The sequence below is a fragment of the Pseudonocardia alni genome (assembly GCF_002813375.1).
GTDB lineage: Bacteria > Actinomycetota > Actinomycetes > Mycobacteriales > Pseudonocardiaceae > Pseudonocardia > Pseudonocardia alni.
In genome coordinates this window covers 306,959-331,644 of the sequence record NZ_PHUJ01000003.1, presented here as the reverse complement: position 1 = coordinate 331,644, position 24,686 = coordinate 306,959, and the positions used below count along the sequence as shown (strand labels likewise).

26 protein-coding genes are annotated in these 24,686 nt (G+C 74.9%); 16 read left to right on the top strand and 10 right to left on the bottom strand.

What is annotated here, in order from left to right; genetic code table 11:
* Positions 1-16 precede the first annotated feature (16 nt).
* The 3 genes from ATL51_RS02760 to ATL51_RS29800 are packed head-to-tail and all read left to right on the top strand — an operon-like array spanning position 17 to position 2,009.
* Positions 17-847, top strand: coding sequence for a helix-turn-helix domain-containing protein (locus ATL51_RS02760; RefSeq protein ID WP_100877556.1), 831 nt, complete (start codon positions 17-19; stop codon positions 845-847).
* Positions 844-1,236 (top strand): VOC family protein, encoded by a 393-nt coding sequence (locus ATL51_RS28580; protein WP_167409951.1) that lies wholly within the window; start codon positions 844-846, stop codon positions 1,234-1,236. The genes ATL51_RS02760 and ATL51_RS28580 overlap by 4 nt, the downstream gene beginning before the upstream one ends.
* Complete coding sequence (locus tag ATL51_RS29800) at positions 1,233-2,009, top strand: MmcQ/YjbR family DNA-binding protein (RefSeq protein ID WP_392567353.1); 777 nt, start codon at positions 1,233-1,235, stop codon at positions 2,007-2,009. Before ATL51_RS28580 ends, ATL51_RS29800 begins: the two co-directional genes overlap by 4 nt.
* 187 nt (positions 2,010-2,196) lie before the next feature.
* Here the strand turns inward: ATL51_RS29800 and ATL51_RS02750 are convergent, their stop codons facing one another.
* Genes ATL51_RS02750 through ATL51_RS02740 form a run of 3 tightly spaced genes read right to left on the bottom strand, consistent with a single transcriptional unit; the run spans position 2,197 to position 5,293 of the window.
* Positions 2,197-3,132 (bottom strand): ABC transporter permease, encoded by a 936-nt coding sequence (locus ATL51_RS02750; protein ID WP_100877555.1) that lies wholly within the window; start codon positions 3,130-3,132, stop codon positions 2,197-2,199.
* Positions 3,132-4,340 carry a quaternary amine ABC transporter ATP-binding protein gene (locus ATL51_RS02745; RefSeq protein ID WP_167409950.1) on the bottom strand — a complete coding sequence of 403 codons (1,209 nt, stop codon included), beginning with the start codon at positions 4,338-4,340 and terminating at the stop codon, positions 3,132-3,134. Before ATL51_RS02745 ends, ATL51_RS02750 begins: the two co-directional genes overlap by 1 nt.
* The gene (locus tag ATL51_RS02740; RefSeq protein WP_073574620.1) at positions 4,337-5,293 is read right to left on the bottom strand and encodes a glycine betaine ABC transporter substrate-binding protein; all 957 of its coding nucleotides are present in this window, start codon (positions 5,291-5,293) and stop codon (positions 4,337-4,339) included. Before ATL51_RS02740 ends, ATL51_RS02745 begins: the two co-directional genes overlap by 4 nt.
* 202 nt (positions 5,294-5,495) lie before the next feature.
* Between ATL51_RS02740 and ATL51_RS02735 the strand changes: the two genes are divergently transcribed.
* Positions 5,496-6,260, top strand: coding sequence for an alpha/beta fold hydrolase (locus ATL51_RS02735; RefSeq protein ID WP_100877553.1), 765 nt, complete (start codon positions 5,496-5,498; stop codon positions 6,258-6,260).
* Between the two features lie 94 nt (positions 6,261-6,354).
* On the opposite strand, the gene ATL51_RS02730 is transcribed toward ATL51_RS02735, so the two are convergent.
* Complete coding sequence (locus tag ATL51_RS02730) at positions 6,355-6,789, bottom strand: TIGR03668 family PPOX class F420-dependent oxidoreductase (RefSeq protein ID WP_100877552.1); 435 nt, start codon at positions 6,787-6,789, stop codon at positions 6,355-6,357.
* A gap of 5 nt (positions 6,790-6,794) precedes the next feature.
* On the bottom strand, positions 6,795-7,679 hold the full coding sequence (locus ATL51_RS02725; RefSeq protein ID WP_100877551.1) for an SMP-30/gluconolactonase/LRE family protein: 885 nt from the start codon (positions 7,677-7,679) through the stop codon (positions 6,795-6,797).
* Positions 7,680-7,760: 81 nt separating this feature from the next.
* Here ATL51_RS02725 and ATL51_RS02720 point away from each other — a divergent pair, with 81 nt between their 5' ends.
* From ATL51_RS02720 to ATL51_RS02710, 3 genes are all read left to right on the top strand, one after another.
* Positions 7,761-8,747, top strand: coding sequence for a pirin family protein (locus ATL51_RS02720; protein ID WP_100880439.1), 987 nt, complete (start codon positions 7,761-7,763; stop codon positions 8,745-8,747).
* 66 nt (positions 8,748-8,813) lie between these two features.
* On the top strand, positions 8,814-9,158 hold the full coding sequence (locus ATL51_RS02715) for an ArsR/SmtB family transcription factor (RefSeq protein ID WP_100877550.1): 345 nt from the start codon (positions 8,814-8,816) through the stop codon (positions 9,156-9,158).
* A complete protein-coding gene (locus ATL51_RS02710; protein WP_100877549.1) occupies positions 9,155-9,640 on the top strand; it encodes an SRPBCC family protein in 486 nt (161 codons plus the stop codon). The genes ATL51_RS02715 and ATL51_RS02710 overlap by 4 nt, the downstream gene beginning before the upstream one ends.
* Here the strand turns inward: ATL51_RS02710 and ATL51_RS02705 are convergent.
* Positions 9,604-10,434, bottom strand: coding sequence for a helix-turn-helix domain-containing protein (locus ATL51_RS02705; RefSeq protein ID WP_100877548.1), 831 nt, complete (start codon positions 10,432-10,434; stop codon positions 9,604-9,606). The two genes, ATL51_RS02710 and ATL51_RS02705, sit on opposite strands and share 37 nt — an antisense overlap.
* Positions 10,435-10,608: 174 nt before the next feature.
* On the opposite strand from ATL51_RS02705, the gene ATL51_RS02700 reads away from it, so the two are divergent.
* The 4 genes from ATL51_RS02700 to ATL51_RS02685 are packed head-to-tail and all read left to right on the top strand — an operon-like array spanning position 10,609 to position 16,068.
* On the top strand, positions 10,609-11,535 hold the full coding sequence (locus ATL51_RS02700; protein ID WP_253068287.1) for a VOC family protein: 927 nt from the start codon (positions 10,609-10,611) through the stop codon (positions 11,533-11,535).
* On the top strand, positions 11,535-12,155 hold the full coding sequence (locus tag ATL51_RS02695; protein WP_100877547.1) for an alpha/beta hydrolase: 621 nt from the start codon (positions 11,535-11,537) through the stop codon (positions 12,153-12,155). Before ATL51_RS02700 ends, ATL51_RS02695 begins: the two co-directional genes overlap by 1 nt.
* Before the next feature lie 9 nt (positions 12,156-12,164).
* The gene (locus tag ATL51_RS02690; protein ID WP_100877546.1) at positions 12,165-15,248 is read left to right on the top strand and encodes a DEAD/DEAH box helicase; all 3,084 of its coding nucleotides are present in this window, start codon (positions 12,165-12,167) and stop codon (positions 15,246-15,248) included.
* Entirely contained in the window at positions 15,241-16,068 is an 828-nt protein-coding gene (locus ATL51_RS02685; RefSeq protein ID WP_100877545.1) for an SWIM zinc finger family protein, read from the top strand. Before ATL51_RS02690 ends, ATL51_RS02685 begins: the two co-directional genes overlap by 8 nt.
* A gap of 372 nt (positions 16,069-16,440) precedes the next feature.
* Here ATL51_RS02685 and ATL51_RS02680 read toward each other — a convergent pair whose 3' ends face one another.
* On the bottom strand, positions 16,441-16,773 hold the full coding sequence (locus tag ATL51_RS02680) for a DUF3817 domain-containing protein (protein ID WP_100877544.1): 333 nt from the start codon (positions 16,771-16,773) through the stop codon (positions 16,441-16,443).
* Positions 16,774-16,948: 175 nt separating this feature from the next.
* Between ATL51_RS02680 and ATL51_RS02675 the strand changes: the two genes are divergently transcribed.
* Genes ATL51_RS02675 through ATL51_RS02665 form a run of 3 tightly spaced genes read left to right on the top strand, consistent with a single transcriptional unit; the run spans position 16,949 to position 19,431 of the window.
* Complete coding sequence (locus ATL51_RS02675) at positions 16,949-17,536, top strand: TIGR03086 family metal-binding protein (protein ID WP_322789645.1); 588 nt, start codon at positions 16,949-16,951, stop codon at positions 17,534-17,536.
* Positions 17,537-17,547: 11 nt separating this feature from the next.
* The gene (locus ATL51_RS02670; RefSeq protein ID WP_301548861.1) at positions 17,548-18,474 is read left to right on the top strand and encodes a TIGR03854 family LLM class F420-dependent oxidoreductase; all 927 of its coding nucleotides are present in this window, start codon (positions 17,548-17,550) and stop codon (positions 18,472-18,474) included.
* A gap of 39 nt (positions 18,475-18,513) precedes the next feature.
* Complete coding sequence (locus ATL51_RS02665) at positions 18,514-19,431, top strand: TIGR03854 family LLM class F420-dependent oxidoreductase (RefSeq protein WP_208622902.1); 918 nt, start codon at positions 18,514-18,516, stop codon at positions 19,429-19,431.
* 21 nt (positions 19,432-19,452) lie between these two features.
* Here ATL51_RS02665 and ATL51_RS02660 read toward each other — a convergent pair whose 3' ends face one another.
* Positions 19,453-20,214, bottom strand: a complete 762-nt coding sequence (locus ATL51_RS02660; RefSeq protein WP_100877542.1) for an SDR family oxidoreductase — start codon at positions 20,212-20,214, stop codon at positions 19,453-19,455.
* Between the two features lie 37 nt (positions 20,215-20,251).
* On the opposite strand from ATL51_RS02660, the gene ATL51_RS02655 reads away from it, so the two are divergent.
* Both ATL51_RS02655 and ATL51_RS02650 read left to right on the top strand, forming a co-directional pair.
* Positions 20,252-20,770 (top strand): DUF309 domain-containing protein, encoded by a 519-nt coding sequence (locus ATL51_RS02655; RefSeq protein WP_100877541.1) that lies wholly within the window; start codon positions 20,252-20,254, stop codon positions 20,768-20,770.
* A gap of 150 nt (positions 20,771-20,920) precedes the next feature.
* Positions 20,921-22,432, top strand: coding sequence for a GDSL-type esterase/lipase family protein (locus ATL51_RS02650; protein ID WP_100877540.1), 1,512 nt, complete (start codon positions 20,921-20,923; stop codon positions 22,430-22,432).
* A 16-nt stretch (positions 22,433-22,448) separates the two neighbouring features.
* Here the strand turns inward: ATL51_RS02650 and ATL51_RS02645 are convergent, their stop codons facing one another.
* The gene (locus ATL51_RS02645; RefSeq protein WP_100877539.1) at positions 22,449-23,528 is read right to left on the bottom strand and encodes a dipeptidase; all 1,080 of its coding nucleotides are present in this window, start codon (positions 23,526-23,528) and stop codon (positions 22,449-22,451) included.
* Positions 23,529-23,548: 20 nt separating this feature from the next.
* On the bottom strand, positions 23,549-24,673 hold the full coding sequence (locus ATL51_RS02640) for an NDMA-dependent alcohol dehydrogenase (protein WP_073574603.1): 1,125 nt from the start codon (positions 24,671-24,673) through the stop codon (positions 23,549-23,551).
* Positions 24,674-24,686: the final 13 nt, after the last annotated feature.

The window sequence follows — 24,686 nt, the reverse complement described above, 5'->3', positions numbered from 1 at the left end:
GGGTACAACCTCGTCCATGTCCGCCGAGTACGTGCCGGGGCGTCCGCCCGCCGCACTGCGCGCGCACGTGCTGCGCTACCTCGGCTACCGCGAGCACGCCGCCGCTCCCCTGCGTCGCCGCCAGCCGCCGTCCGCCGGGACCGCGCTGATCCTGGGGCTGCACCCGCTGACGCTGTCCGGGCCGGCCGTCGGGACCGCGGCGGCGGCCGCGTTCGTCGGCGGCCTGAGCGACACCTGGGTGCTGACCGAGTTCACCGGCCCGCAGGCCGGGGTGCAGGTGGACCTGACCCCGGCGGCGACCTACACCCTCCTCGGCGGGCGGGCGCTGCCCGGCGGCACGGTGCCCCGCCTCGACGAGCTCGACGACCCCGTGCTCGCCGCGCTGCCCGCCCGCCTGGCCGCCGAGCCCACCTGGGACGGCCGATTCGACCTGGTCAGCGGACTGCTCGCGGACCGGCTCCTGGACGACCGGGCACGCCTCCCCGCACCCGAGGTGCGCTACGCCTGGGACCGGCTCAGCGCGACCGCGGGCCGGGTCGGCGTCGCGGAGCTGGCCGCCGAGACCGGCTGGAGCCGCCGCCACCTGCAGTCCCGGTTCCGGACCCAGGTCGGTCTCGCCCCCGGCACCGTCCGCCGGGTGCTGCGCTTCGCGCGCGCCGCGGAGCTGGTCGGGGGCGGGCGGGACCCGCTCGCGCTCGTCGCCGCCGAGTGCGGCTACGCCGACCAGCCCCACCTCTCCCGCGAGTTCCGGGCGCTCGCGGGGATCTCACCCGCCGCATTCCGCGCCGAACAGTTCCCATTCCTTCACGACGCACCGCCGCGTCCCGGTCAGGATGGTTCGTCATGAGCATCCACCCGACCCTCCGCTACGACGACCCCCGCGCCGCCATCGCATTCCTCACCACGGCGCTCGGCTTCCGGGAGGTCGCCGTCCACACCGGCGACGACGGCGAGGTCGCCCACGCCGAGCTCGCCTGGGACGACGGCGCCGACACCGGCGTCGTGCTGATCGGACCGCGCCGCGCCGGGGGCGACCGCTTCGACACCGGTCGGACCGTGGTCTACCTGACCTGCGACGACCCGGACGCGGTGCACGCCCGCGCGGCCGCCGCGGGCGCGGAGATCACCATGGCGCCGGTCGACCAGGACTACGGTTCGCGCGAGTGCGCCGTCGCCGACCCGGAGGGCAACACGTGGAGCGTGGGAACCTACCGGCCGTCCGCGGGGCGCCCGTGACCGCACGCCACCCGGACCCCGCCGACCCGCTGCCGTGGCTGCGGGAGATCTGCCTGTCCCTGCCCGAGGTGACCGAGAAGCAGAGCCACGGGTCGCCGTCGTGGTTCGTGCGGAGGATGTTCGTCTCCTACGCCGGGAACCACCACGGCCACCCGCACCTGGCGTTCTGGTGCGCCGCGGCGCCGGGCGTGCAAGCCGAGCTGGTCGCCGAGGACCCGGCCCGGTTCTTCCGGCCCGCCTACGTCGGGCACCGCGGTTGGCTCGGGGTGGTGCTCGACGGCACCGGCGACGCCGCCGCCGACCGCGACGAGATCACCGAGATCGTGACCGACGCGTGGCGGTGCGTGGCCCCGGCCCGGCCGGCCGGCCGGCCGGCTCGACAGCTGACCCAGGGCGCGGCGCCCGACCCGCGGACGGATCGGAGCAGCGAGGTCAGCAGCCGGGCGTGGTCGGCGTCGGCCTGGCTCGGGTCACGGCGCTCGTCCGCGACGGCGCCGGCGACGCGACGGCCGGGCAGGGCCGGCAGATCTTCGTCACGTGCACGGCCGGCCGGCCGGCGGCGGGAACGCCCAGCACCCCGGCACGCGGACACCGCGCTTCGCGGTCGTCCTGGACGTCCTCGTCCGGGGTCTGCCCGTCCGCGAGCCCGACGCCGACCGACCCGCAGGTGCCGGGCCACCGACACCGTGACCGGCCGTGCCGCAGACGGTCCGGCCACCACGCCGGTCCCCGCCTCGCGCCACCCGACCATGATCACCGGTTGTGGAGGATGAGGCCCGCGTCGTGAACGGATCGCTCCACAACCGGTGATCTTCCGGCGCCGGTCGAGCCGAGGCGACGTCCGGCCGGGCGTCCGGGTACACCGCGGAGCCGGCCGGACCGCGGGGATGCGGTGCGGACGCCGGACGCTCGCACGGCACCTCACAGGGCCGACCGGCGCCGATGCCGGGCGGACGTCGCTCAGGCGTTCGCGCCGGTGACCGCCGAACCGGCCGGAGCCGGGGACGTGCGCTCCGCGGCCGGCGCCGCGGCCTTCTGCGGGCGACGGGCGCGCAGCTTCGCGAGCAGGCTCCCTTCGGGGCGCTCGGCCAGTGCCGAGGTGAACCGGTCGAGGAAGATCGCCACGATGACGACGGCGAGCCCGCCCTCGACGCCGGTCGCGATGTCGAGCTGGGTGACCGCGCTGACCACCGTCGTGCCCAGCCCGTCGGCACCGGCGAGGCCCGCGACGACCACCATGGACAGCGCCAGCATGATCACCTGGTTGACGCCGGCCATGATCGACGGCAGCGCCATCGGCAGCTGCACCTCGCGCAGGATCTGGCGGGGGTGGGCCCCGAAGGCGTGCGCGGCCTCGACGACCTCGCCGTCGACGCCCCGGATGCCCAGCTCGGTGAGCCGGACCGCGGGCGCGATCGAGAACACGATCGTCGCGACGACGCCCGGCACCACGCCGATGCCGAACAGCAGCACCACCGGGATCAGGTAGACGAACGCCGGGACCGTCTGTGCCAGGTCGAGGACCGGGCGCAGCGTCCGGCTCGCCGCGCGGCTGCGGGCGGCCCAGATGCCCAGCGGCACACCGATCGCCACCGCGATCAGCGCCGCGACGAGCACCAGGCCGAAGGTCTCCATCGTCTCGGTCCACAGGTCGAACGAGGACACGAGGGAGAAGCCGACCAGGGTGAACACCGCGAACCCGACCCCGCGCACGAGCAGCGCGAGCGCCACGAGCAGCAGCAGCCAGACCCACCACACCGGGGCGGTGAAGATCGAGGTCACCGCCTCGACGACCGCGGTGATCGCGACCCCGACGGCGTCGAACACGACCCCGGCGTTCTGCAGCAGCCAGAGGATGAACGCCTCGACGTAGCTCCCGAACTCGAACCTGGGCATCAGGCGTTCCTCCCGTCGGCGGTGGCCTCGTCGTGGGTCGACAGGGCGGCGAGCACGGCACCGCGCGGGACGACGCCGGTGAGGCGGCCGTCGTCGACCACCGCGAGCGGGACCGGGTTGCGCCCGACCTGGTGCAGCAGGTCGATCAGGGGCCGGCCCGGTTCGGTGGTGCGGTACTCCTCGACCAGGGCGGACCGGTCGATGCCGGTGGCGCCCCGCCCCGCGGCGTGGCCGAGCCAGTCGTCGCGGACGACACCGAGGATGCGGTGGCCGTCGTCGACGACGTAGGCGCCGGTCGCCTCGGCCCTGCCCAGCCGCACGAGCACGTCGGCGGGGCGCTCGTCGAGGGTGACGGTGATGCGGGCCTCGCGGATCACGTCGGCGGCGGTGAGCACCCGGCTGCGGTCGACGTCGGAGACGAACTCGGCGACGTAGTCGTCGGCCGGGGACTCCAGGATCTGCGGCCCGGTGCCGACCTGGACCAGCCGGCCGTCCTTGAGCAGCAGGATGCGGTCACCGAGCAGCATGGCCTCGTTGAGGTCGTGGGTGATGAACACGATGGTCTTCTTGAGGTCCCGCTGCAGACGGACGAGCAGCTGCTGCATGTCGCGGCGGATCAGCGGGTCGAGCGCGGAGTAGGGCTCGTCCATCAGCAGCACATCGGTGTCGCTGGCCAGCGCCCGCGCCAGCCCGACGCGCTGCTGCATGCCGCCCGAGAGCTGGCCGGGCAGCGCGTCGGCACGGTCGCCGAGGCCGACCTGCTCGAGCGCCCACCCGGCCTTCTCGCGACGGGTGCCGGCGTCGACGCCGCGGATCTGCAGCCCGTACTCGGCGTTCTGCCGCACGGTGCGGTGCGGCAGCAGCGCGAAGTGCTGGAACACCATCGCGATCCGCTCGTTGCGCAGCGTGCGCAGGTCGGCGGCGCCGAGCGAGCCGAGCTCGCGGCCGTCGACGGCGATGCTGCCCGAGGTCGGCTCGATGAGCCGGTTCAGCAGCCGGACCAGCGTCGACTTGCCGGAGCCGGACAGGCCCATGATCACGAACAGCTCGCCGTCGCCGATGTCGAAGGACACGTCGTGCACGGCCAGGGTGGCCCCGGTGCGGCGCTGGATCTCCGGCCGGCCGAGTCCCTCGCCGGCCAGCCGCACGGCCTCGTCGGCGGCCTTGCCGTCGCCGAAGACCTTCGTCAGGTTCCGTACCTCGATCATGCTCCGGCTCCCACCCACTGGCGGACGCGGTCCGGGTGCGCGGCCACGTACTCGCGGGCCACCACCTCCACGTCCTGGTTGTCCACGTCGACCCGCTGGAGCATCTGCTCGACATCGGGCAGCGGCAGCTCGAAGCGGCGCAGCATCGCCGCGAAGCCGGGGCTGGTGCGGGCCAGCTCGGGGCTCGCCGCCGTCCAGGCCGAGTACGCCGGCATGGCGCAGGCGCCGTCGCCGGTGGTGTAGCAGTCGTCGCGGGCCGGGGTCGGCTCGGTCAGCTTGGTCAGCGCGAGCTCCTCGAAGATGTAGTGCGGCCGGTACAGGTAGACCAGGATCGGCTGGCGGCGCTCGTAGGCGCGGCGCAGCTCGGCGATCTGCGCGGCCTCGCTGGAGGTCACCTGCTCCAGGTCCAGCCGGTACCCGGCGAGGCGCTTCGCGTTGTACTCGGTGGTGAGGAAGCTGGGGTCGGAGTCGACGAGCCGGTTGCCGAGGGCGTCGGCGTAGTCGTTCAGCTGGGTGACGCTGGTCAGCCCGGCGAGCGGCTGTCCCGGCTCGACCGCGTAGCTGGGGACATACCAGCCCTGCTCGGCGCCTTCGTAGGTCGGGTGGACCAGCTCGATCCGTTCCGCCGCCTTCGCGGCCAGCTCGGACTGGTTGGGCATCGCGACCTCGGTGAGGGCGTCGACGTCGCCGCGCTGGGCGCCGGCCCAGGCGGTCGCGGGTCCGACCTGGATGGTCTTGAGCCGGCCGACGCCGAGCTCCGGGTGGGCCGCGACGACCTCACCGAGGATCGCGTTGGTCAGCTTCGCCGCGCTCCACGGGAACTGGGCGAGCCGGACGGTCGGGCCGTCGGCACCGGCGGCCGCGCAGCCGGATGCGGCCAGCAGCACCGCGAGCAGGGCGGTGACCAGGCGGACCGTCCTGGTCCGGGGTACGGCAACGGGCGGATCGGCCACGGGGGCACGTCCTCTCGGGGGTCGTCGGCTCTCCGCGTCCCGGTCGGCTTCAGGACACGCGGGCAGGCGTCAACGACAGGCGGACGACCACATCCAGCACAGGTCGACGTCCAGACGCGACGTCAGCCGGAGGTCGGGAATCACGCGAACGAGCCTTCACGACCGTTCCGGACGGCGCAACAGCGAGCACTACGATCGTGATGTGCCTGCGACGTCTCTGCTCGAACTGGACGGCCTGCGCCACGAGTACTCCGACACCGGTGACCCCGGCGACGACCGTGCGCCGCTGCTGTTCCTGCACGAGGGGCTCGGGTCGGTCGGTCTGTGGCGTGGGTTCCCCGAGCGGGTCGCGGCCGCGTCCGGGCGCCGGGCCGTCGCGTACTCCCGGCTCGGGCACGGCCGCTCCGACCGGCCCCGCAGCCCGCGGACGACGGCCTTCATGGCGACCGAGGCGACGACGACCGTCCCGGCCCTGTGCGCCGCGCTCGGCCTGGACGCACCCGTCCTCGTCGGGCACTCCGACGGCGCCACGATCGCGCTGCTCGCGGCCGCGGCGATGCCGGTGAGCGGGGCCGTCGTGCTCGCCCCGCACGTGCTGACCGAGCCGTTCGCCCTCACCGCGATCCGGGCGGCGCGCACCGCGTTCGACGACGGCGACCTCCGCACCCGGATGGCCCGCCACCACGACGACCCGGACGCCGCGTTCCGCGGGTGGAACGACATGTGGCTGGCCGAGGAGTTCACCGACTGGGACGTCCGCGACACCCTGCCCGGGATCACCGCGCCGGTTCTCGCCGTCCAGGGCGACGACGACCCCTACGGCAGCGCCGTGCACGTCCACGCGGTCGCCGAACGGGCGTCGGGACCGGTGACCCTCACCGAGCTGTCCTGCGGGCACGAGCCCCACCTGGAGCTGCCCGAGCAGACGCTGTCGGCGGTGACGGCGTTCCTGCGCACCCTCCCCTGACCGGCCCGACCCATGATCACGCGTCCGCGCGCGGGACCGCGGTGCGCGCGCGACGTGCTGCGCGCGGGGAGCGGTTCCGCGCGCGAGCCTGTGCTCACGGGCTGGGGGTGGCGGTCCAGGCGGTCCAGCGGACGGGGGTCAGGGCCAGCACCGGGCCCTCGGGTGGCCGGGCGGCGTAGGGGGCGTACCGGGCGGCCAGGGCCGCGACGGCGCGGGAGTGCAGGTCGCCGTCGTCGTGGATCGTCGCGGTGGCGTCCAGGCGCACCCACCACAGCTGTGACCAGTCGTCGTCGTAGTGGTCGGCGAGCAACGCGACGCGTGGGTCGGCCTCGACGTCGCGCAGCCGCGCGAGCCGGCGGTGCCGCTTGGGCTTGACGTCGTCGACGGCGGACACCACCAGCCCGTCGACGAGCGCGAAGGTGACCGGCACCAGGCGCGGGGTGCCGTCGGTGGCGCGGATCGTCGCGAGCCGCGCCACCCGCGCGCCGGTCAGCAGCGCGCGGGCAGCGGTCTCGTCGAGGGAGGGCACAGGTCTCAGGCCGCCGGGACGTCCACCCGGACGGCGAGCAGCCGCGCCAGGCGGGTGTCACGGCGCTCGTGCTCGGCGAACCCGGGGGCGGTGCAGAGGAACAGGGTGTGGCCGTCGTCGCCGCCGAGTGCGCAGGCGTAGGTGCCGACCTGGCCGGTGGAGACCTCTCCGTCGACCATCCCGCCGGGGCGGACCCGGATCGCCCGGTTGCCGATGGCGTCGGCGACCCAGATCGCACCCTCCGCGTCGGGGGCGGAGATGCCGTCCGGGGCGACGGTGAGCTCGGCGATGGCGTCGAACGGGTCCTCGGCGGCCGACGGCGGACCGAACAGCGCCCAGTCCCGGCGCGGGCCGAGCGTGCCGTCGTCGCCGACCGCGAAGGCGGACATCCGGTTGCCGAAGGTCTCGGCGACGACGAGGTCCCCACCGGACAGCGCGGGTCCGTTCGCGAAGTGCAGCGGCTCGCTCGCGACCGACACGCTCCCGTCCGGCGCGACGCGCAGCAGCGGCGCGGCGGCGCGCGGGGCGCCGTTCATCAGGTCGAAGCCGAAGCTGCCCACCCAGAGGCCGCCGCCGCCGTCGACGACCATGTCGTTCAGGACGTGCTCGGCGTGGCCGGACAGGTCGGCGTGGGTGGCGAGGGTGCCGTCGGTCTCGCGGCGCAGGATCCGCCGGTCGCGCATGGACACGATCAGCAGCCTGCCGTCGGGCAGCCAGCCCAGACCGGAGGGCTGCCGGGGCACCTCGGCCTCGGTGCGCAGGTCCGACCCGTCGGCGCGGGCCGAGAGCACCCGGTGGGTGTAGAAGTCGCTGACCCAGATCCTCCCGTCGTGCCAGCGTGGGCCCTCGAGGAAGGACATGTCCGACAGCACCGTCGACAGCTCCGTCATGGCGATCAGTCTGGCCCCCCGGGAATCCGGACGCCAGCGCGGTCGTTGACCGTGCAACAACCACCGACCGTGGAGGTCCCGATGCCCGCCGTCTCCGTCGCCGACGTCAGCGCCCTGCCCCGTGTGCCCGTCCCCGGCCCGACCGACCTGGACCGGGGCGTCCGCAGCGTCACCACCGCTCCGCGCGGGTACGAGGGCGAGGGCTTCCCGGTCCGCCGCGCCTTCCAGGGGGTGGACCTGCGCGACCTCGACCCGTTCCTGCACATGGACCAGATGGGCGAGGTCGAGTACGCCCCGGGCGAGCCGAAGGGCACCTCGTGGCACCCGCACCGCGGTTTCGAGACCGTCACCTACATCATCGACGGGACCTTCGAGCACGGTGACAGCCACGGCGGCGGCGGGACCATCACCGACGGTGACACCCAGTGGATGACCGCGGGCTCGGGCCTGCTGCACATCGAACGCCCACCGGAGTCGCTGGTGCGCAGCGGCGGGCTGTTCCACGGACTGCAGCTGTGGGTGAACCTGCCGCGCGCGGACAAGTGGCTGCCGCCGAAGTACCAGGACCTGCGGGGCGGCGAGTCCGCGCTGGTCACCACGCCCGACGGCGGCGCGCTGCTGCGGGTCATCGCCGGCGACGTGGCGGGCGCGTCCGGACCGGGCTCGACCCACACCCCGATGGCGATGGTGCACGCCACCGTCTCCCCCGGCGCACAGCTGCGGCTGCCCTGGCCGCGGCCGTACAACGCGCTGGTCTACGTACTGAGCGGGTCCGGCACCGTCGGCGCGGACCGGCGCCCGGTCCGCACCGGCCAGCTCGCCGTGTTCGGGCCCGGGGACCTGATCACCGTCGAGGGCGGCACGGGACAGGAGTCCCGTCACCCGTCGCTGGACGTCGTGGTGCTCGGCGGGCAGCCGATCCGCGAGCCCGTCGCGTGGGCGGGCCCGTTCGTGATGAACACCCGCGAGGAGGTGCAGCGGGCGTTCGAGGACTACCAGCGCGGCCGTCTCGGCGTGGTGCCGTCGGACTACGTGCCGCACGGCTCCCTCCCCGGCTCGTTCAACTGATGGGTTGAACACGAGCCCTCCCGGCGCTACGGTGTATTCAACCGAGAGGTTGAACGAGGAGGAGACGTGGAGGACCGGCTGAACCGGGTCTTCGCCGCACTGGCGGACCCGACCCGGCGCGACATGGTGGCCCGGCTGGCGACGGCCGACGCGACCGTGAACGAGCTGGCCGAGCCCTACGACGTCTCCGTGCAGGCCGTCTCCAAGCACATCCGGGTACTGGAGGACGCGGGGCTGGTCCGGCGCAGCCGGCAGGCCCAGCGTCGTCCGGTGCACCTCGAGGCGGAGGTCCTCGACCTGATGACGGCCTGGATCGAGCGGTACCGGCGACAGGTGGAGGAGCGCTACGCGCGCCTCGACGACCTGCTCGCCGACGAGTCCGCACCCACCGAGCACGAGGAGACGGCATGAGCACCACCGACACCCGCGGCACCGCCATCGAGACCGTGGACGACCTGCCCGCGATCCGCATCACCCGGGAGTTCGACGCCCCGCCGGAGCGGGTCTTCGACGCCCATGTCGACGAGGACGAGGTCGTGCGCTGGCTGGGCCCGCGCGGGCTGACGATGACGGTGCACCGCTGGGACGCCGAGACCGGCGGCGGCTACCGCTACACCCACGCGGACGAGGGGGGCGAGTACCGCTTCTTCGGCTCGTTCCACGAGGTCCGCGCCCCGGAGCGGATCGTGCAGACCTTCGCCTTCGAGGGCTTCCGCGACAGCGTCTGCCTGGAGACGATGACCCTGGCCCCGCTGCCCGGCGGGCGGACCCGGTTGGTCGCGCAGTCGCTGTACGACTCGTTCGCCGCCCGCGACGCGATGCTCGCCTCGGGGATGGACGTCGGGGTGAACGAGGGCTACGAGCGGCTCGACGAGCTGCTGGCCTCCCGGTAGGCCGCCGGGGTCAGGCCCGTCGCGCGTTTGAACACCTGCCCGAAGTGCGAGGGCCCGCGAAACCCCCACCGCGACCCGATGGCCGCGGCGGGCACGTCGGCCAGGCCTGCGTCGGCCAGGTCGCGCCGGCACATCTCGACCCGCCGCGCGCGGATCCAGGCCGCGGCGCTCGTCCCGGTCCCGGCGAACAGGTTGTGCAGGTGGCGCGCGGACACGAAGTGCGCGGCGGCGATCCCGGCGGGAGCGAGGTCCGGGTCGCCGAGGTGCGCCTCGACGTAGGCCTTGATCCGGTCCAGGAGGTCGCAGTGCGAGGCGGGCTCGGCACCGGCCGTGCTCCGCAGCAGTACCCCGACCAGGTCCACGGCGTGGCGCACCGCGACGGCGGCGTGCGGGCCCATCGCGAGCCGGTGCGCGTCGAGATGGCGCAGGGTGTCGCACACGTAGCCGGCCAGGCCGGGGCCCGCGTCGAACGCGGTGCCCGCCACCCCGGTGAGCGGCTCGCCGCGGGGTTCGACGCGGTCGCGGGGGAACGACACGCACAGCGCGCGGAACGCGGCGTCCGTGGTGGGGGTGCCCGGGCGGGCCGGGTCCAGCAGCGCCCATCGCCCGGGAACCAGCGGCTGACCGTCGCCGAGCAGCGCGCTGCCCGCGAGCGCCACGACCAGGACCAGGCGGTCGCCACCGGGGGCGGGCAGGTCGCCGGTGACGGTGGTGAAGGAGACGCCGACGGGTCCGGAGCCGTCGGGTCCGGGACCGGGTCCGGAGTCGGTGGGACGGTCGGCGACGGTCGTCATCGGCGGCTCCTGGTCGTGCTGGTGGCCGCACCCAGCCTAGTCACGCAGCAGCCGCCCACCGGGCCGGTGCGGGCGTGCACGCGGACGACAGCGGTCTGCGCCCGTCGGCGATGTGCCGCGGCCGCCGCGTTCCTAGCGTCTGCGCACGTGGCTCATGTCGAAGGCTCCCATCATGTGACCCTGTCCGTCGCCGGCGCCCAGGAGGACGTCGACTTCCACACGAAGATCCTCGGCATGCGCTTCATCAAGCGCACCGTCCTGTTCGACGGCTCCCTGCCGATCTACCACCTCTACTACTCCAACGCCGACGGCGACCCGTCCAGCGTGGTCACCACGTTCCCGTGGGCGCAGGCGGGCCAGTTCGGCACCCGCGGCACCAACCAGGCCCGCGAGGTCCTGCTGTCGGTGCCGGAGGGCTCGCTGGACTTCTGGGCGCAGCGGCTGCGCGCCCACGACGTCGAGGTCAGCGACGTCGAGCGGTTCGACCAGCGGCGGCTCGCGTTCGCCCACCCGTCGGGCATCGAGTACCAGTTCGTCGCGAACGCCGGTGACCCGCGCCGCGGCTACGAGGGCAACGGCGTGTCGGCCGAGCACGCGATCCACGGCATACACGGCGTCGGCGTGCACATGACCACCCCGGACCGGATGGTCGAGTTCGCCGACACCTCGTTCTTCGCCCAGGGCGACCCCGCCGAGGACGGCGACGTGTTCGGCCTGCGGATCGGCGACGCGAAGGTCGGCAACCACCTGGAGATCACCGTCAACCGGCACGACGACCAGGGCACCTGGCGCTACGGCGCGGGCACCTACCACCACTTCGCGTGGAACGTGTCGGACCTGGCGAACCAGGACGCGGTGAAGTTCGACATCGAGGGCGCCGGCTACACCGACATCTCCGAGCTCAAGGACCGCAAGTACTTCAAGAGCGTCTACGTCCGGACGCCGAGCGGGGCACTGTTCGAGCTGGCCGTCACCCACGACGAGGGCGGCTGGACCTGCGACGAGTCCCCGCAGGAGCTCGGCACCCGGTTCCAGCTGCCCGAGCAGTTCGAGCACCGGCGCGAGGAGATCTTCGCCAAGCTGGAACCGATCGAGGGCTGATGGCCACCTGGGGGGATCCGGACGCGCCGCTGGTCGTGCTCGCCCTGCACGGGCGGGGCCGCGACCCCGACGACATGCGGGCCACCGCGGCCCGGTTCGGGGACGTGCCCGCCCGGTTCGTCGCCCCGGCGGCGCCGGACGGCAGCTGGTACCCGAAGCCGTTCCTGGAGCCGTTCGACGAGAACCGCGACGCGCTGCTGCGCGCCCTGGCCATCGTCGACGACGAGCTGGCCCGGCTCGCCGACGCCGGTGTCGGCCGGGACCGGGTGGTGCTGTGGGGGTTCTCCCAGGGCGCCTGCCTGGCCGCGCACCACCTGCTGGTGCGCGACCCGCGCCCGTGCGCGGGGCTGGTGCTGTTCACCGGCGGGTTCGTCGGTCCGGACCCGGTCCCGGCGCCGCCGGCCGGGGCGCTGGCGCCGACCCCGGCGGTGCTGCGGTCGATCTCGCGCGACCCGTGGGTGCCCGCGCACCGGGTCTCCGACACCGCATCGCTGCTGGTCGCCGGCGGCGCGCGGGTCGACCTGCGGATCGACGACGGCGACGAGCACGTGATCACCGACGAGGCGTGCGCGGCCGCGGCCGGGCTCCTGCACGCGGTCGCTGTCGGGGGTCGCCTCTAGCGTGGGGGTGTGTTCGTCGTCCACGCCCTGCACTCCCCCACCCGGGGCGTCCTGCTGTGGGCGGAGGACGGCGAGCGCACCCCCCGCACCGACCGCCGGTCGCTGCGCACGGCGCGGCCGCACCCGTTCGCGGTGCCGTCGGACGAGCTGGCCGCGATCCATCCGGGCAAGCCGGCGTCGGTGACGGTGCTGCTGCCCTCGCACCCGTCGGGCCCGCAGGACTCCCCCGGCCTGGTCCGGTCCCGGCCACGCACCCGGGCCCGGGGCACGCCGACGCTGGCGCCGTGGACGGTGCCCGCGGTCGTCGTCGACCCGTCCGAGCTGACCGACCCCTCCGACGAGGTCCGCTACGGCGCCGGGTTCGCCCACCTCGCCGACCTCGCCCGGCTCGCCGAGGAACTCGCGGCCCGCGGCCGGGTGCTGCCGGTCCTGCTCACCGAGTCCGGCCGCCCCGCGGCGCGCTGGCGCCCGGTCGTCCAGGGTCTCGACGCGGTCGCCCGCGCCGACCTCGTCCGGCGGCTGCCCCCGGTCGCGCGGGCCGAGCAGCGCCGCCCCGGCGACGTCGCCGGGCAGGACCCGGACACCCTGGTCGACGCCGCGCTCGCCCGGTTCACCGACGCCGCCGTCCGCGAGCGGCTGGGGCGCAGCGCCGCGATCCCCGTCCCGCTGCCCGCCCGCACGGACGCCCCGGCGGCGCTGCTGCACGCCTTGACCGGTCCGTCGGCGGACCTGCCCGCGGTCGGCGCCGGGCTGCGGGTGCTGCGCGAGGCACTGGCCGTGTGGGACGACGTCGGCCGCGAGCAGCCCGGCGCCGCCACCGCGCTGTTCCGGCTCGCCGAGGTCTCCACACTGCACGACCCGGCCGACCCCGGCCCGGACCTCGACGACCAGACCGGCGACGGCACCCGGTGGGAGCTCCAGTTCGCGCTGCGCTCCACCGAGGACCCGAGCCTGGTGTTCGACGCGGCCGGCGTGTGGGCCGGGGAGGCCGACGCGCTGGTGTCCGGCGCGCAGGACGTGCTGCTGGCCGAGCTGGGGCGGGCCGCGCAGGTGCTGCCCGGGCTGGTGCCCGCACTGCGCCGGGCCCGCCCGACCGGGCTCGAGCTCGACGTCACCGGAGCCCACCGGTTCCTCACCCGGGACGCGCCCGCGCTGCTGTCGGCCGGGTTCGGGGTGGCGCTTCCGCGCGGGTGGGACGGGCGCCGCCCGCTGGGGCTGCGGCTGTCGGCGTCGTCGGCCCCGGCGCCGGGGGTGATCACCCGCGGCGGGCTGGGCCGTGACGAGCTGGCGGAGTTCCGCTGGTCGCTCGCCGTCGGCGACGAGGAGCTGGGCGAGTCCGAGATCGCCGCGCTGGTGGCGGCGAAGGCGCCGCTGGTCCGGCTGCGCGGGCGCTGGGTCGCCGTCGACGCCCAGGCGCTGGCCCAGGGACTGGACTTCCTGCGCCGCCACCGGGACCGGCCACCCACCGTCGGCGAGGTGCTGGCCGCGGCCCGTGGCGACGCGGGCGCCCCGCTCCCGGTGACCGACGTGTCCGCCCGCGGACACCTCGGGGCGCTGCTCGAGGGCACCGCCGAGCGGACGCTGACGCCGGTGCCGGCGCCGCCGGGGTTCACCGCGACGCTGCGCCCCTACCAGGAGCGCGGGGTGGCGTGGCTGGCGTTCCTGTCGTCGCTGGGCCTGGGGGCGTGCCTGGCCGACGACATGGGGCTGGGCAAGACCGTCCAGCTGCTGGCCCTGGAGGCCCACGACCGGTCCGGCGGGCCGACCGGCGCCCCGACCCTGATCGTGTGCCCGATGTCGATGGTCGGCACCTGGCAGCGGGAGGCCGCGACGTTCGCACCCGGCCTGCGGGTGCACGCCCACCACGGGGCCGCCCGCCCGCGTGGCAAGGCCCTGCACGCCCGGCTGGGCGAGGCCGACCTCGTGGTCACCACGTACGCGACCGCGACCCGCGACGCCGAGGACCTGCGGGCGTGGCGGTTCCACCGCCTCGTCCTCGACGAGGCCCAGATGATCAAGAACGCGCACGCGGCGGCGTCGCGCACGATGCGGTCGTTCGACGCCGGCCACCGGGTCGCGCTGACCGGCACCCCGATGGAGAACCGGCTGGCGGAGCTGTGGTCGGTGATGGACTTCCTCAACCCCGGCGTCCTCGGGGTGCCGGAGGTGTTCCGGCAGCGGTTCGCGGTGCCGATCGAGCGCCACCGCGACGCCGGGACGGCCCGCACCCTGCGCCGGATCACCCGGCCCTACCTGCTGCGGCGGGTCAAGACCGACCCCACGGTGATCGACGATCTTCCCGAGAAGATCGAGATCGTGGCCGACCACCGGCTCACCCGGGAGCAGGCGTCGCTGTACCGGACCGTCGTCGACGACATGATGGAGAAGATCGAGGGCAGCGACGGCATCGAGCGCCGCGGCAACGTGCTGGCCGCGATGAGCAAGCTCAAGCAGGTCTGCAACCACCCCGCGCAGCTGTTGCACGACGGGTCCCCGATCCACCGCAGCGGCGGGCGGCACCGCTCGGGCAAGGTCGCCCGGCTGGAGGAGATCCTGGAGCCGGTGCTCGCCGCCGGGGACCGGGCGCTGCTGTTCACCCAGTACACGGAGTTCGCTGCGATGCTGCGTCCGCACCTGTCGGCGCGGTTCGACACCGAGGTGCTCTACCTGCACGGCGGCACCCCGAAGAAGCGGCGCGACGAAATGGTCGCCCGGTTCCAGTCCGGGGAGGGACCGTCGCTGTTCCTGCTCTCGCTGCGCGCGGGCGGCACCGGGCTCACGCTCACCGCGGCGAACCACGTGATCCACCTGGACCGGTGGTGGAACCCGGCGGTGGAGGACCAGGCCACCGACCGGGCGTTCCGGATCGGGCAGCGGCGCGCGGTGCAGGTGCGCCGGTTCGTGTGCCCGGGGACGGTCGAGGAGCGGATCGAGGATCTGGTCACGGCGAAGCGGTCGCTGTCGGACATGGTGGTGACCGGCGGGGAGGACTGGCTGACGTCGCTGTCGACCTCCGAGCTGCGGGCGGTGTTCGCGCTCGGCTCGGACGCGGTGGCCGACCTCGACGAGGAGACGGGGGACGCCGATGAGTGACCGGCCGTTCTGGGCGCAGGAGGACTTCACCGGTGGGCCGCCGCGCCGCGTCGAGGGCGGTATCCGGATCCACGCGGCGGCGGGCGCGGTCGCCCGGACCTGGTGGTCGGCGCGGTTCCTGGCGGTGCTGGAGCAGCTCGGCGTCGGCGGGCGGCTCTCGCGTGGCCGCAGCTACGCCCGGTCGGGGCAGATCGTGTCCCTCGACGTCGACGCGGGCGCCGTGGTCGCGCTGGTGCAGGGCACCCGGCCGCAGCCGTACCGGGTCCGGATCGGGCTGCGGGTCTGGGACAAGACGCAGTGGCGGCGCGTGGAGCAGGCCCTGGCCGCCGACGCCTGGTACACCGCGGCCCTGCTGTCGGGGACCGTGCCCCCGGAGATCGAGGAGCTGCTCGACGGCCTGGAGCTGTCGTTGTTCCCGGCCGCGGGCGCCGACCTGTCGCAGGACTGCTCGTGCCCCGACCACACGGTGCCGTGCAAGCACCTGGCCGCGGTGTTCTACGTGCTCGCCGAGCGCTGCGACACCGACCCGTTCACCCTGCTCACACTGCGCGGACGCGACCGGGACGCGCTGCTGGAGCGGTTGCGGGCCGAGCGTGACAGCGGCGACGACCCGTCCGCACCGGCCGGGCCGGCCCCGCTGGCGGACCTGCTGGACCGCTTCTGGGAGGGCGCGGCGGGGGCCGCTCCCCCGCGGCCGCCGGACACCGAGCCGGGAGCGGTGCTGGACCAGGTGCCCGAGCCGTCGCTGCGGGCGGGCGGCGGGCGGCTGACCGACGCGTTGCGGCCGGTGTACCGGGCGCTGGCCCACCCGGACGCGTGAGGAACCGGGAACGTGTGAGGGCCCGGTCGCCGTGGTCGAGCGACCGGGCCCTCGTCCCGAACTGACGCGCCGCTCCCACCACGAAGCGACACGTGAAACTTAGCCAAGGCTTACCTACGCTGTCAAGCCGTGGGTAGGAGCGGGTTCCCCCGCAGAGCCGGGAGGCGATCGAGAGCCGCGGCCGGCCCCCCGGCGCGTTCCGCTGAGCCGGGCACGACACCCGCCCGGAACGCGGGACGGCCCGGCCGCTGTGGTCGATGCGGCCGGGCCGTGTTTCCCGAACTGACGCGCCGCTCCCACCACGAAGCGACGCACTGAAGTTAGCCTAGGCTTACCTCAGCCGTCAAGAGCGGCACGGGAATCCGGGAGGACTCAGCCGGCGACGGGCCGGCCGCGGGCCGGGTCGAGGCGGCCGGTGGCCCCGGCGTGGCGCTCGAACCAGATCGTCGTCAGCGGCGGGATGCTCGCGAGCAGGCCGATCACGGTGGTGCGCAGGTCCCAGCGGAACAGCCGCGCGGTCCACAGCGTGACCAGCACGTAGGCGACGAACAGCGCCCCGTGGATCGGGCCCATCACCTGCACCCCCACCTCGGTGGTGGCCAGGATCCACTTGAAGAACATGCCGATCAGCAGGCCGGTCCAGGACAGCGCCTCGGCGACCGCCACGACCCGGAAGGCCTTGGCGACGAGGGACGGGTCGTTCATGACGGGTGCTTCCTCCAGGCGGACGGGACGTCGGAGTCCACTCTGCCGCATCCGCCGCACCACCTTCTACCAGGTGTCGAAAGACGTACGGGGCGATGAGTCGGCGCGCCGCGGCCGGTCGGAGCAGGCAGGGCCCCGCGACCGTGGGGCACCGACCCGACCCGAGGTGGCCACCGTGCTCGATCTCGCCCCGACCGCCCGCGCCGTCGCCGACGTCGTCACGGGTGTCCGCGACGACCAGCTCCACGACCCGACCCCCTGCGACGGCATGACCGTCGCCGCCCTGCTGGACCACGTGCACGGTCTGGCGTGGGCGTTCCGGGTCGCGGCGCAGAAGTCCCCCGAGGCCACGGGTACCGCGCCGAGCGCCGACGCCGCGCACCTCGTCGCGGACTGGCGCACCGCGATCCCGGCCCGGCTCACCGCGCTGGCGCAGGCGTGGCGCGAGCCGGCCGCCTGGGAGGGCTTCACCGCGGCGGGCGGTCTGGACCTGCCCGCCGACGTCGCCGGGGTCATCGCCCTCGACGAGCTGGTCCTGCACGGCTGGGACCTCGCCGTGGCCACCGGCCGCCCGTTCTCCCCCGACGACGACGCCGTCGCCGCCGTCCTGGAGTTCACCACCGCGATGTCAGCGCCCGGTCAGGAGGCGTCACGGGAGGGTCTGTTCGGGCCGGTGGTCCCGGTCCCGGCCGATGCGCCGCCGTTCCACCGGGCGCTCGGCAACAGCGGCCGCGACCCGCGCCGGAGCCCCGACGCGGGGTAGCGTCGACCGACGTGGTGACGTCCCCGCACGGCAAGGTCCGCATCGGCGTCGGCTCGGTGGGGCTGCGCGCCACCGACCCCGGCTCGGAGTTCGACGAGTTCGTCGACGCCCTCGAACGCGCGCGCATCGACTCGCTGTGGTTGCCCGACCTCGTCTCCGCCCCTGGCGTCGACGCGCTGGTCGGCACCACCTGGGCGGCCGCCCGGACCCGGACGCTGAAGGTCGGCACCGGTGTCACGATCCTGCCCGGCCGCAACCCGATGCTGCTCGCGGCCGAGCTCGCGTCACTGGCGGTGCTGGCGCCGAAGCGGATCCTGCCCGCGTTCGGCATCCGCGCGGCGACGCCGTCGGAACGCCAGCTGTTCCCCGTCCCCGGTACCCGGGCCGCGGTGTTCGAGGAGTCCCTCGTGGTGCTGCGACGGCTGCTGTCCGAGGAGTCGGTGACCCACCACGGCGAGTTCTTCACCCTCGACGACGCGACCGTCGCGCCGCGCCCGGCCCGCCCGCTCGACCTGTGGCTGGGCGGTCGCGCGGAGGTCGGGCTGCGCCGGGTCGGCCGGCTCGCCGACGGCTGGCTGGGCAGCTTCCTCACGCCCGACGAGTCCGCCCGTGCCCGCACCGTCATCGAGGCCGCCGCCCGCGACGCAGGCCGGGCGATCGACGACGACCACTACGGCACCAACGTCACCGTCGTGCTGCCCGGCGACGGGTCCGGCGCCGCCGCCGACCACGCGCTGCACCGGGCCGCCCAGCAGCGGCCCGACGCCGACCCGGAGCAGCTGGTCGCCCGCGGCTGGGACGGCGCCGCCGATCAGATCCGCCGCCACGTCGAGGGCGGGCTGACCAAGTTCGTGGTGCGCCCCGCCGCTCCGGCGCGGGACTGGGCCCGGTTCCTCGACGAGTTCGTCGCCGAGCTGGGGCCGCTCGAGTCGGACTGAACGTTCCCGGACGAGTGACCGATCACCTACGGTGAGTGAGTGGTCGACTCCCCGCACGGCACGGTCCGCATCGGTCTCGGCCTCGTCAGGGCCCGCCACCTACCCACCTTCGCCGACGAGTTCGAGGAGCTGATCCACGCCCTCGACGCCTCCGCGGTCGACTCGCTGTGGCTGGCCGACATCGCGTCGAAGTCGGTGGTCGACCCGATGGTCGGCAGCACCTGGACCGCGGCGCGCACCCGCACCCTGAAGGTCGGCACCGGCGTCACGGTGCTGCCCGGGCGCAACCCGATGCTGCTCGCCTCGGAGCTCGCGTCGCTGGCGGTGCTCGCGCCCCGGCGGATCCTGCCGGTGTTCGGGCTGCAGGCCGCCCAGCCCTGCGACCGGCAGCTGCACCCCGTCCCGGGCCGGCGCGGCGCGGTGTTCGAGGAGTCGCTGGTCGTGCTGCGCCGGCTGCTCACCGAGGACTCCGTGACCCACCACGGCGAGTTCTTCACCCTCGACGACGCCGCCGTCCTCCCCCGCCCGGCCGCCCCGCTCGACCTGTGGCTGGGCGGACGTGCCGACGCCGGGCTCCGGCGCGCCGGGCGGCTCGCCGACGGCTGGCTCGCCAGCTTCCTCACCCCCGCCGAGACCGCCCGGGCCCGCGGGATCATCGAGACCGCCGCCCGCGACGCCGGCCGCACGATCGACGACGACCACTACGGCACCAACCTGTGGGTCGCCCCGCCCGGCGCGGACCCCGGCCCCGCCCGCGCGCTGGCCGGGGCCCAACGCCCGGATGCGGACTGGCGCGACATCGTCGGCGACGGCTGGGACGGCGTCGCCGAGCTGGTCCGCCGGCACGCCGACGGAGGCCTCACCAAGTTCGTGGTGCGCCCGACCGGGCCGGTGGCGGACTGGCCGGGGTTCCTCGACCGGTTCACCACCGAGCTCGGGCCGTTGCAGTCCGGCTGAGCGGCGGGGTGCGGCGCCGGGTCAGCGCGTCGTCCAGATCCCCCCGTCGACCGGCAGCACCGCGCCGGTCACGTAGGACCCGGCGGCCCCGGCCAGGAACAGCGTCGCCCCGACGACGTCCGACGGCTTCCCCAGGCGTCCGAGCGGGGTGGAGTCGGCGATCTCGTCGCCCGCCGCCTCCAGTGTGGCGCGCATCATCCGCGACGGGAACGGCCCCGGCGCGATCGCGTTCACGGTGATCCCGCGGCCGGCGAGGTCGCGGGCCAGCACCCGGGTCAGCTGGTGCACCCCGGCCTTGCTGGCCGAGTAGCTGTAGTTCGGCAGCTCGGGGACACGCAGCCCGTCGATGCTGCCGATGTTGATCACCCGGGCCGGGTCCTCGGCCGACGCGGCGGCCTCCAGCAGCGGCAGGAACGCCCGGGTCAGGAAGAACGGCGCCTTCAGGTTGAGGTCGAGCACCTTGTCCCAGGCGTGCGCCGGGAACTCCTCCAGCGGCGCACCCCAGGTCGCGCCCGCGTTGTTGACGAGCAGGTGCACCCGCTCCTCCCGCTCCCCGACCTCCGCGGCCAGCCGGACGCACTCGTCCTCCGACGACAGGTCCGCGGCGATGTCGGTGCCGCCGATCTCCGCGGCGGTGTCGGCGCAGGCGTCGGCCTTGCGGCTGGAGACGTAGACCCGCGCCCCGGCCTCGGCGAGACCGCCCGCGATCATGCGGCCGATGCCGCTGGTGCCGCCGGTGACCACGGCCACCCTGCCGCGGACGTCGAACAGTTCGGTGATCATGACGCACGCTAACCGGAGAGCTGGCACCCTCGCAGCCATGACCCGTTCCCGCGACCGCGACGACCGGGGCCGTGCCCGCAACGCCCGCCCCCGCGACGCCGCCGGGCGTCCGCTCCCGCACGGCGCGCCCGGCGTCGGGCGGGTGCCCGAGGACCTGGCGCTCTCCCCCGCCGACGCCGTCACCGAGGCGCAGCGCCTGCTCGACTCGGGCCTGCCCTTCAACGCCCACGAGATCCTCGAGGGTGCCTGGAAGGACGCGGGCGACGACACCCGCGACCTGTGGCGGGCGCTGGCGCAGCTCGCGGTCGGGCTGACCCACGCCCAGCGCGGCAACGCCCGCGGCGCCGTCGCGCTGCTGCGCCGCGGCGCGGAGGGCGTCCGGCTGTGGCGCGTGCTCGGCATCACCGTCCCGGCCGGGCTGGACCTCGACGGGCTGGCCGGGCACGCGGACGCCCTCGCGGACGACGTCGAACGGGAGGGTGCCGACGCCGTCACGGCGGCGCGGCTCGCCCCGCGGCTGCGGGGGATCCGGACGCCGGGGAGCCCGGGAGCCTGACACAGCGCGGCCGCGCGCCGGGGTGCCACCCACCGGGAGCCTCCGCCGGGGAGTCCGACGCCACCCCACGACGTCCGTGACTCCGGCCCGTCCCCCGGGCCACCATGGGGCCGTGCCCCTCCACCTCGTGTCCCGCCCCGCACACTGACGGTGGCCGCCCGTCCCACCTCCCGGTCGTGGCCCCGCGCGCTGCTGCGCGAGGCCCGGTCGCTGCCCACACTGGCGCTGCTCGGGCTGATCGCCGTCGTCGGCGTCCCGCTGGTGATCCTGCTGACGCCGGAGAACCACGTCGAGGTGTTCGGCCAGGACGTCGGCGTGGGCGCCCGGGTGCCGCCCCTGACGCTGTCGGGGCCCGCGCAGATCGCCCAGCTCGGCAACGCCGAGTTCGACCTCACGACCGTGCAGGTGTGGGGTCCGATCCGTCCGCGGTTGTCGATCGGGCCGTTGAAGCGGCCCGCCGACAACGGCCCGGTGCTGGGCCCGCACACGGTCGACGGCGCGGGCGACGCGGTCCGCGACCTCGGTGAGGGGTTCGTGACCTGGTACCTGTGGGGCGCCGCGGGCATGGTGCTGGTCGCGCTGCTGGGCAGCGGGCTGATGGCGACCGCACGGCTGCTGCTGGCGCTGCGCCGGACCCGCACCGGCCGGTACCGGCCGGTGCACTGGGACGACCTGGCCGGGCCGATCGGGCGGATGACCGTCGTCGCGGTGACCGCGTCGGTGCTGCTGTGGGCGGGCGCCGGGGTCGCCGCGCTGCACGGCACCCTCACCGGTCTGGGGAGGGTCACCTCGCTGACCGACCTGGTCGGGGCGGCGACGGTCACCCCGTCGCCGGTCGGGCCCGCGGTCACCGGGGTCGCGGGCGCGGTGATCGGGGACTCCCGCGCGGCCCGGATCGGCGGCCCGCCGCTGCGGCAGGACGACGGCACCGTCACCTCCGAGGACCGCGCCTGCGGGCGCAGCACCGACTCCACCGCCGCCGAGCTGGCCCGGCTGCGCGACGAGGACGTCCTGAACCTGGCCTGCTCCGGAGCGGGCGTCGCGACCGGGCTGCGCGGGCCGCAGCTGCGCGAGGGCGTCACCGTCGACCCGCAGGTCGGGCGGCTCAAGCAGGTCCGGAACCTGCAGTGGGTGGTCGTCGCCGTCGGCCCGAACGACCTGGCCTGGTCGGACTTCCTGCTGTACTGCTACGGCCTCGCCACCTGCGACGACCGGCTCTCCGACGGCGAGTTCGAGTCCCGCCTCGCCGGGTTCGCCCGCGACGTCGGCGCCCTGTTCACCGACCTCGACACGCTGCCGGGGCGCCCCCGGGTGGTGGTCACCCTGTCCTACGACCCGTTCCCGGCCCGGTTCGACCCGACCTGCGCGGACATGCGCGGCCCGGCCGGCACCCCGGGTCTGGACCAGGCCAAGCTCGACCTGCTCGCCGAGCGGAACCGCCGGCTCAACGACGTGCTGGCCGACGGCGCCGCCCGCTTCGGGTTCGGCACCGCCGCGCCGGCACTGGCCCCGCTGTGCGACCCGGACCGGGACCGGATGCCGCCGGACATCATGGGGCTCGCCACCGCCGACCCGTTCCACCCGACGGCGGTCGGCTCGCTGCGGATCGCGGCGGCGGCGGCGACGGCGCTGGCCGGCCCACGCCCCACCGGGACGCCGTGACCTCGCGCCGGGGCGCTCAGGCGTCGGCGTCGCGCAGCACCCGCAGCGCGTTGCGGTGGGCCAGCTTCGCCAGGTCCTCCGCGCTCCATCCGCGGTCGGCGAGCGCGTCGAGCAGCCGCGGGTAGGTGGAGACGTCGGAGAGCTCGTCGGGGAGTGCGGAGGTCCCGTCGAAGTCGCCGCCGATGCCGACGTGGTCGATCCCCGCGGCCTCGCGCAGGTGCTCGACGTGCGCGACGACGTCGGCCAGCGTCGCGTGCGGCGCGGGCGGGCCGTCCCAGGTCGCGGCGAACCGGTCGCGGGCGGCGAGGTCGCGGTGGTCGAGCCCGGCGGCGGTCATCGCCTCGCCGAGGCGGGTGTCCCAGTCGGTGACCGCGCCGGAGACGAAGCGCGGCACGAACGTCGCCATGACCACGCCGCCGTTGCCGGGCAGGGCCTCCAGCACGTCGGCGGGGACGTTGCGCGGGTGGTCGGTGACGGCGCGGGCGCCGGAGTGGGTGAACAGCACCGGCCGGGTGGTGACGGCGAGGGCCTGGTGCATCGTCGCCGGTGCGACGTGCGAGAGATCGACGATCATGCCGATCCGGTTCATCTCGGCGACGACCCCTCGGCCGAACTCCGACAGCCCGTCGTGGCGGGGCGTGTCGGTGGCCGAGTCGGCCCAGTTGTTGTTCAGGTTGTGGGTCAGGGTCAGGTAGCGGACCCCGAGCCCGCGCAGGACCCGCAGCACGGCGAGGGAGTCGGCGATGCAGTGCCCGCCCTCCGCCCCCATCAGGGAGGCGACCCGCCCGGAGCCGACGACGGCGTCGACGTCGTCGGCGGTGTCGGCGAACGCCAGGGCGTCCGGGTGGGCGGCGAGCAGCCGCCGCACCCGGTCCACCTGGTCGAGCACCGCGGTGACCGCCTCGTCGTGGCCCAGCTCGCCGGGCACGTAGACCGACCAGAACTGGGCGCCGACCCCGCCGGCCCGCAGCCGTGGGAGGTCGGTGTGCAGCCGCGGGTCCCCGGCGGCGACGTCCGGCTCGCGCGCCGGGTCGCCGCCGGAGAGCTCGCGCAGCGCCCAGGGCAGGTCGTTGTGTCCGTCGAGTACGTAGACCATGCCCCGGAGCCTGCCAGTGCTCAGTAGCGGATGATGCCCCGGATGTTCTTGCCCGCGTGCATGTCCTCGTAGGCCGTCGCGACCTGGTCCAGCGTGTAGGTGGTGGTGACCAGCTCGTCGAGCTTCAGCGCGCCGGCGCGGTAGAGCTCCAGCTGGCGCAGGATGTCCCAGTTCGGGTTGGACATGCCGAACATCGCGCCCTGGATGCGCTTCTGGAACAGGGTGACGTCGGCCAGCGACACCGGCAGCGGCTCGGTGGAGTTGATGTCACCGAGCGCGGTGACGACGACGGTGCCCGCCTTGCGGATCGAGGCCATCGCCTGCCCGACGTGGTCGGGCTTCACGACGCCGACGGTCACGATGGTCTGGTCGGCGCCCTGACCGTTGGTGAACTGCTTCGCGATCTCGGTGGCCTCCTCCATCGTCTCCACCGCGTGCGTGGCGCCGAGCTCCTGGGCCTTCTCGCGCTTCAGCGCGACCGGGTCGACGGCGATGATGTTCGCCGCGCCCGCGTGCGAGGCACCCTGGACCGCGTTGATCCCGATGCCGCCGATGCCCATGACGATCGTGGTGTGGCCCGGTTGCACGCCGCCGGCGTTGACCGCGGAGCCCCAGCCGGTGCCGACGCCGCAGCCGACGAGGCAGGCGACCTCGAGCGGGATGTCGTCGGGGACCTTCACGCAGGAGTCCTCGGAGACCAGGGTGGTCTCGCAGAAGGTCGAGATGCCGCACATCTGGCCGACCGGGGTGCCGTCGTCGGCGAGCCGCAGGCGGGTGGTGGGCTCCTCCCAGCGGGTGCCGGCGAGCAGGCCCGCGCCGAGGTCGCAGAGGTTCTGCATGCCGCTGGCGCACCAGCGGCAGTGCCCGCAGGAGGGCAGGAACGAGAAGACGACGTGGTCGCCCTCCTTGAGGCCCTTCTTGTTGGCCCCGGCGCGGGTGACGATGCCGGAGCCCTCGTGGCCACCGGCGAACGGGTAGGTGCCGACCGGGATGTCCCCGGTGGCGATGTGGTCGTCGGAGTGGCACAGCCCCGACGCGACCATCTTGACCTCGATCTCGCCGGGGCGCGGCTCGTCGAGTTCGAGGTCGACGACCTCGTACTTGCCCGGAGCGCTCCGAACGATTGCTCCACGGGTGTGTCCCACGGTGGTTCACCTC

Bases quoted from the DNA above. Each gene is read 5' to 3' on its own strand.
- ATL51_RS02760 (WP_100877556.1), top strand. From the start codon at position 17: ATGTCCGCCGAGTACGTGCCGGGGCGTCCGCCCGCCGCACTGCGCGCG.
- ATL51_RS28580 (WP_167409951.1), top strand. From the start codon at position 844: ATGAGCATCCACCCGACCCTCCGCTACGACGACCCCCGCGCCGCCATC.
- ATL51_RS02750 (WP_100877555.1), bottom strand. From the start codon at position 3,132: ATGCCCAGGTTCGAGTTCGGGAGCTACGTCGAGGCGTTCATCCTCTGG.
- ATL51_RS02745 (WP_167409950.1), bottom strand. From the start codon at position 4,340: ATGATCGAGGTACGGAACCTGACGAAGGTCTTCGGCGACGGCAAGGCC.
- ATL51_RS02725 (WP_100877551.1), bottom strand. From the start codon at position 7,679: ATGACGGAGCTGTCGACGGTGCTGTCGGACATGTCCTTCCTCGAGGGC.
- ATL51_RS02720 (WP_100880439.1), top strand. From the start codon at position 7,761: ATGCCCGCCGTCTCCGTCGCCGACGTCAGCGCCCTGCCCCGTGTGCCC.
- ATL51_RS02710 (WP_100877549.1), top strand. From the start codon at position 9,155: ATGAGCACCACCGACACCCGCGGCACCGCCATCGAGACCGTGGACGAC.
- ATL51_RS02705 (WP_100877548.1), bottom strand. From the start codon at position 10,434: ATGACGACCGTCGCCGACCGTCCCACCGACTCCGGACCCGGTCCCGGA.
- ATL51_RS02695 (WP_100877547.1), top strand. From the start codon at position 11,535: ATGGCCACCTGGGGGGATCCGGACGCGCCGCTGGTCGTGCTCGCCCTG.
- ATL51_RS02685 (WP_100877545.1), top strand. From the start codon at position 15,241: ATGAGTGACCGGCCGTTCTGGGCGCAGGAGGACTTCACCGGTGGGCCG.
- ATL51_RS02680 (WP_100877544.1), bottom strand. From the start codon at position 16,773: ATGAACGACCCGTCCCTCGTCGCCAAGGCCTTCCGGGTCGTGGCGGTC.
- ATL51_RS02660 (WP_100877542.1), bottom strand. From the start codon at position 20,214: ATGATCACCGAACTGTTCGACGTCCGCGGCAGGGTGGCCGTGGTCACC.
- ATL51_RS02655 (WP_100877541.1), top strand. From the start codon at position 20,252: ATGACCCGTTCCCGCGACCGCGACGACCGGGGCCGTGCCCGCAACGCC.
- ATL51_RS02645 (WP_100877539.1), bottom strand. From the start codon at position 23,528: ATGGTCTACGTACTCGACGGACACAACGACCTGCCCTGGGCGCTGCGC.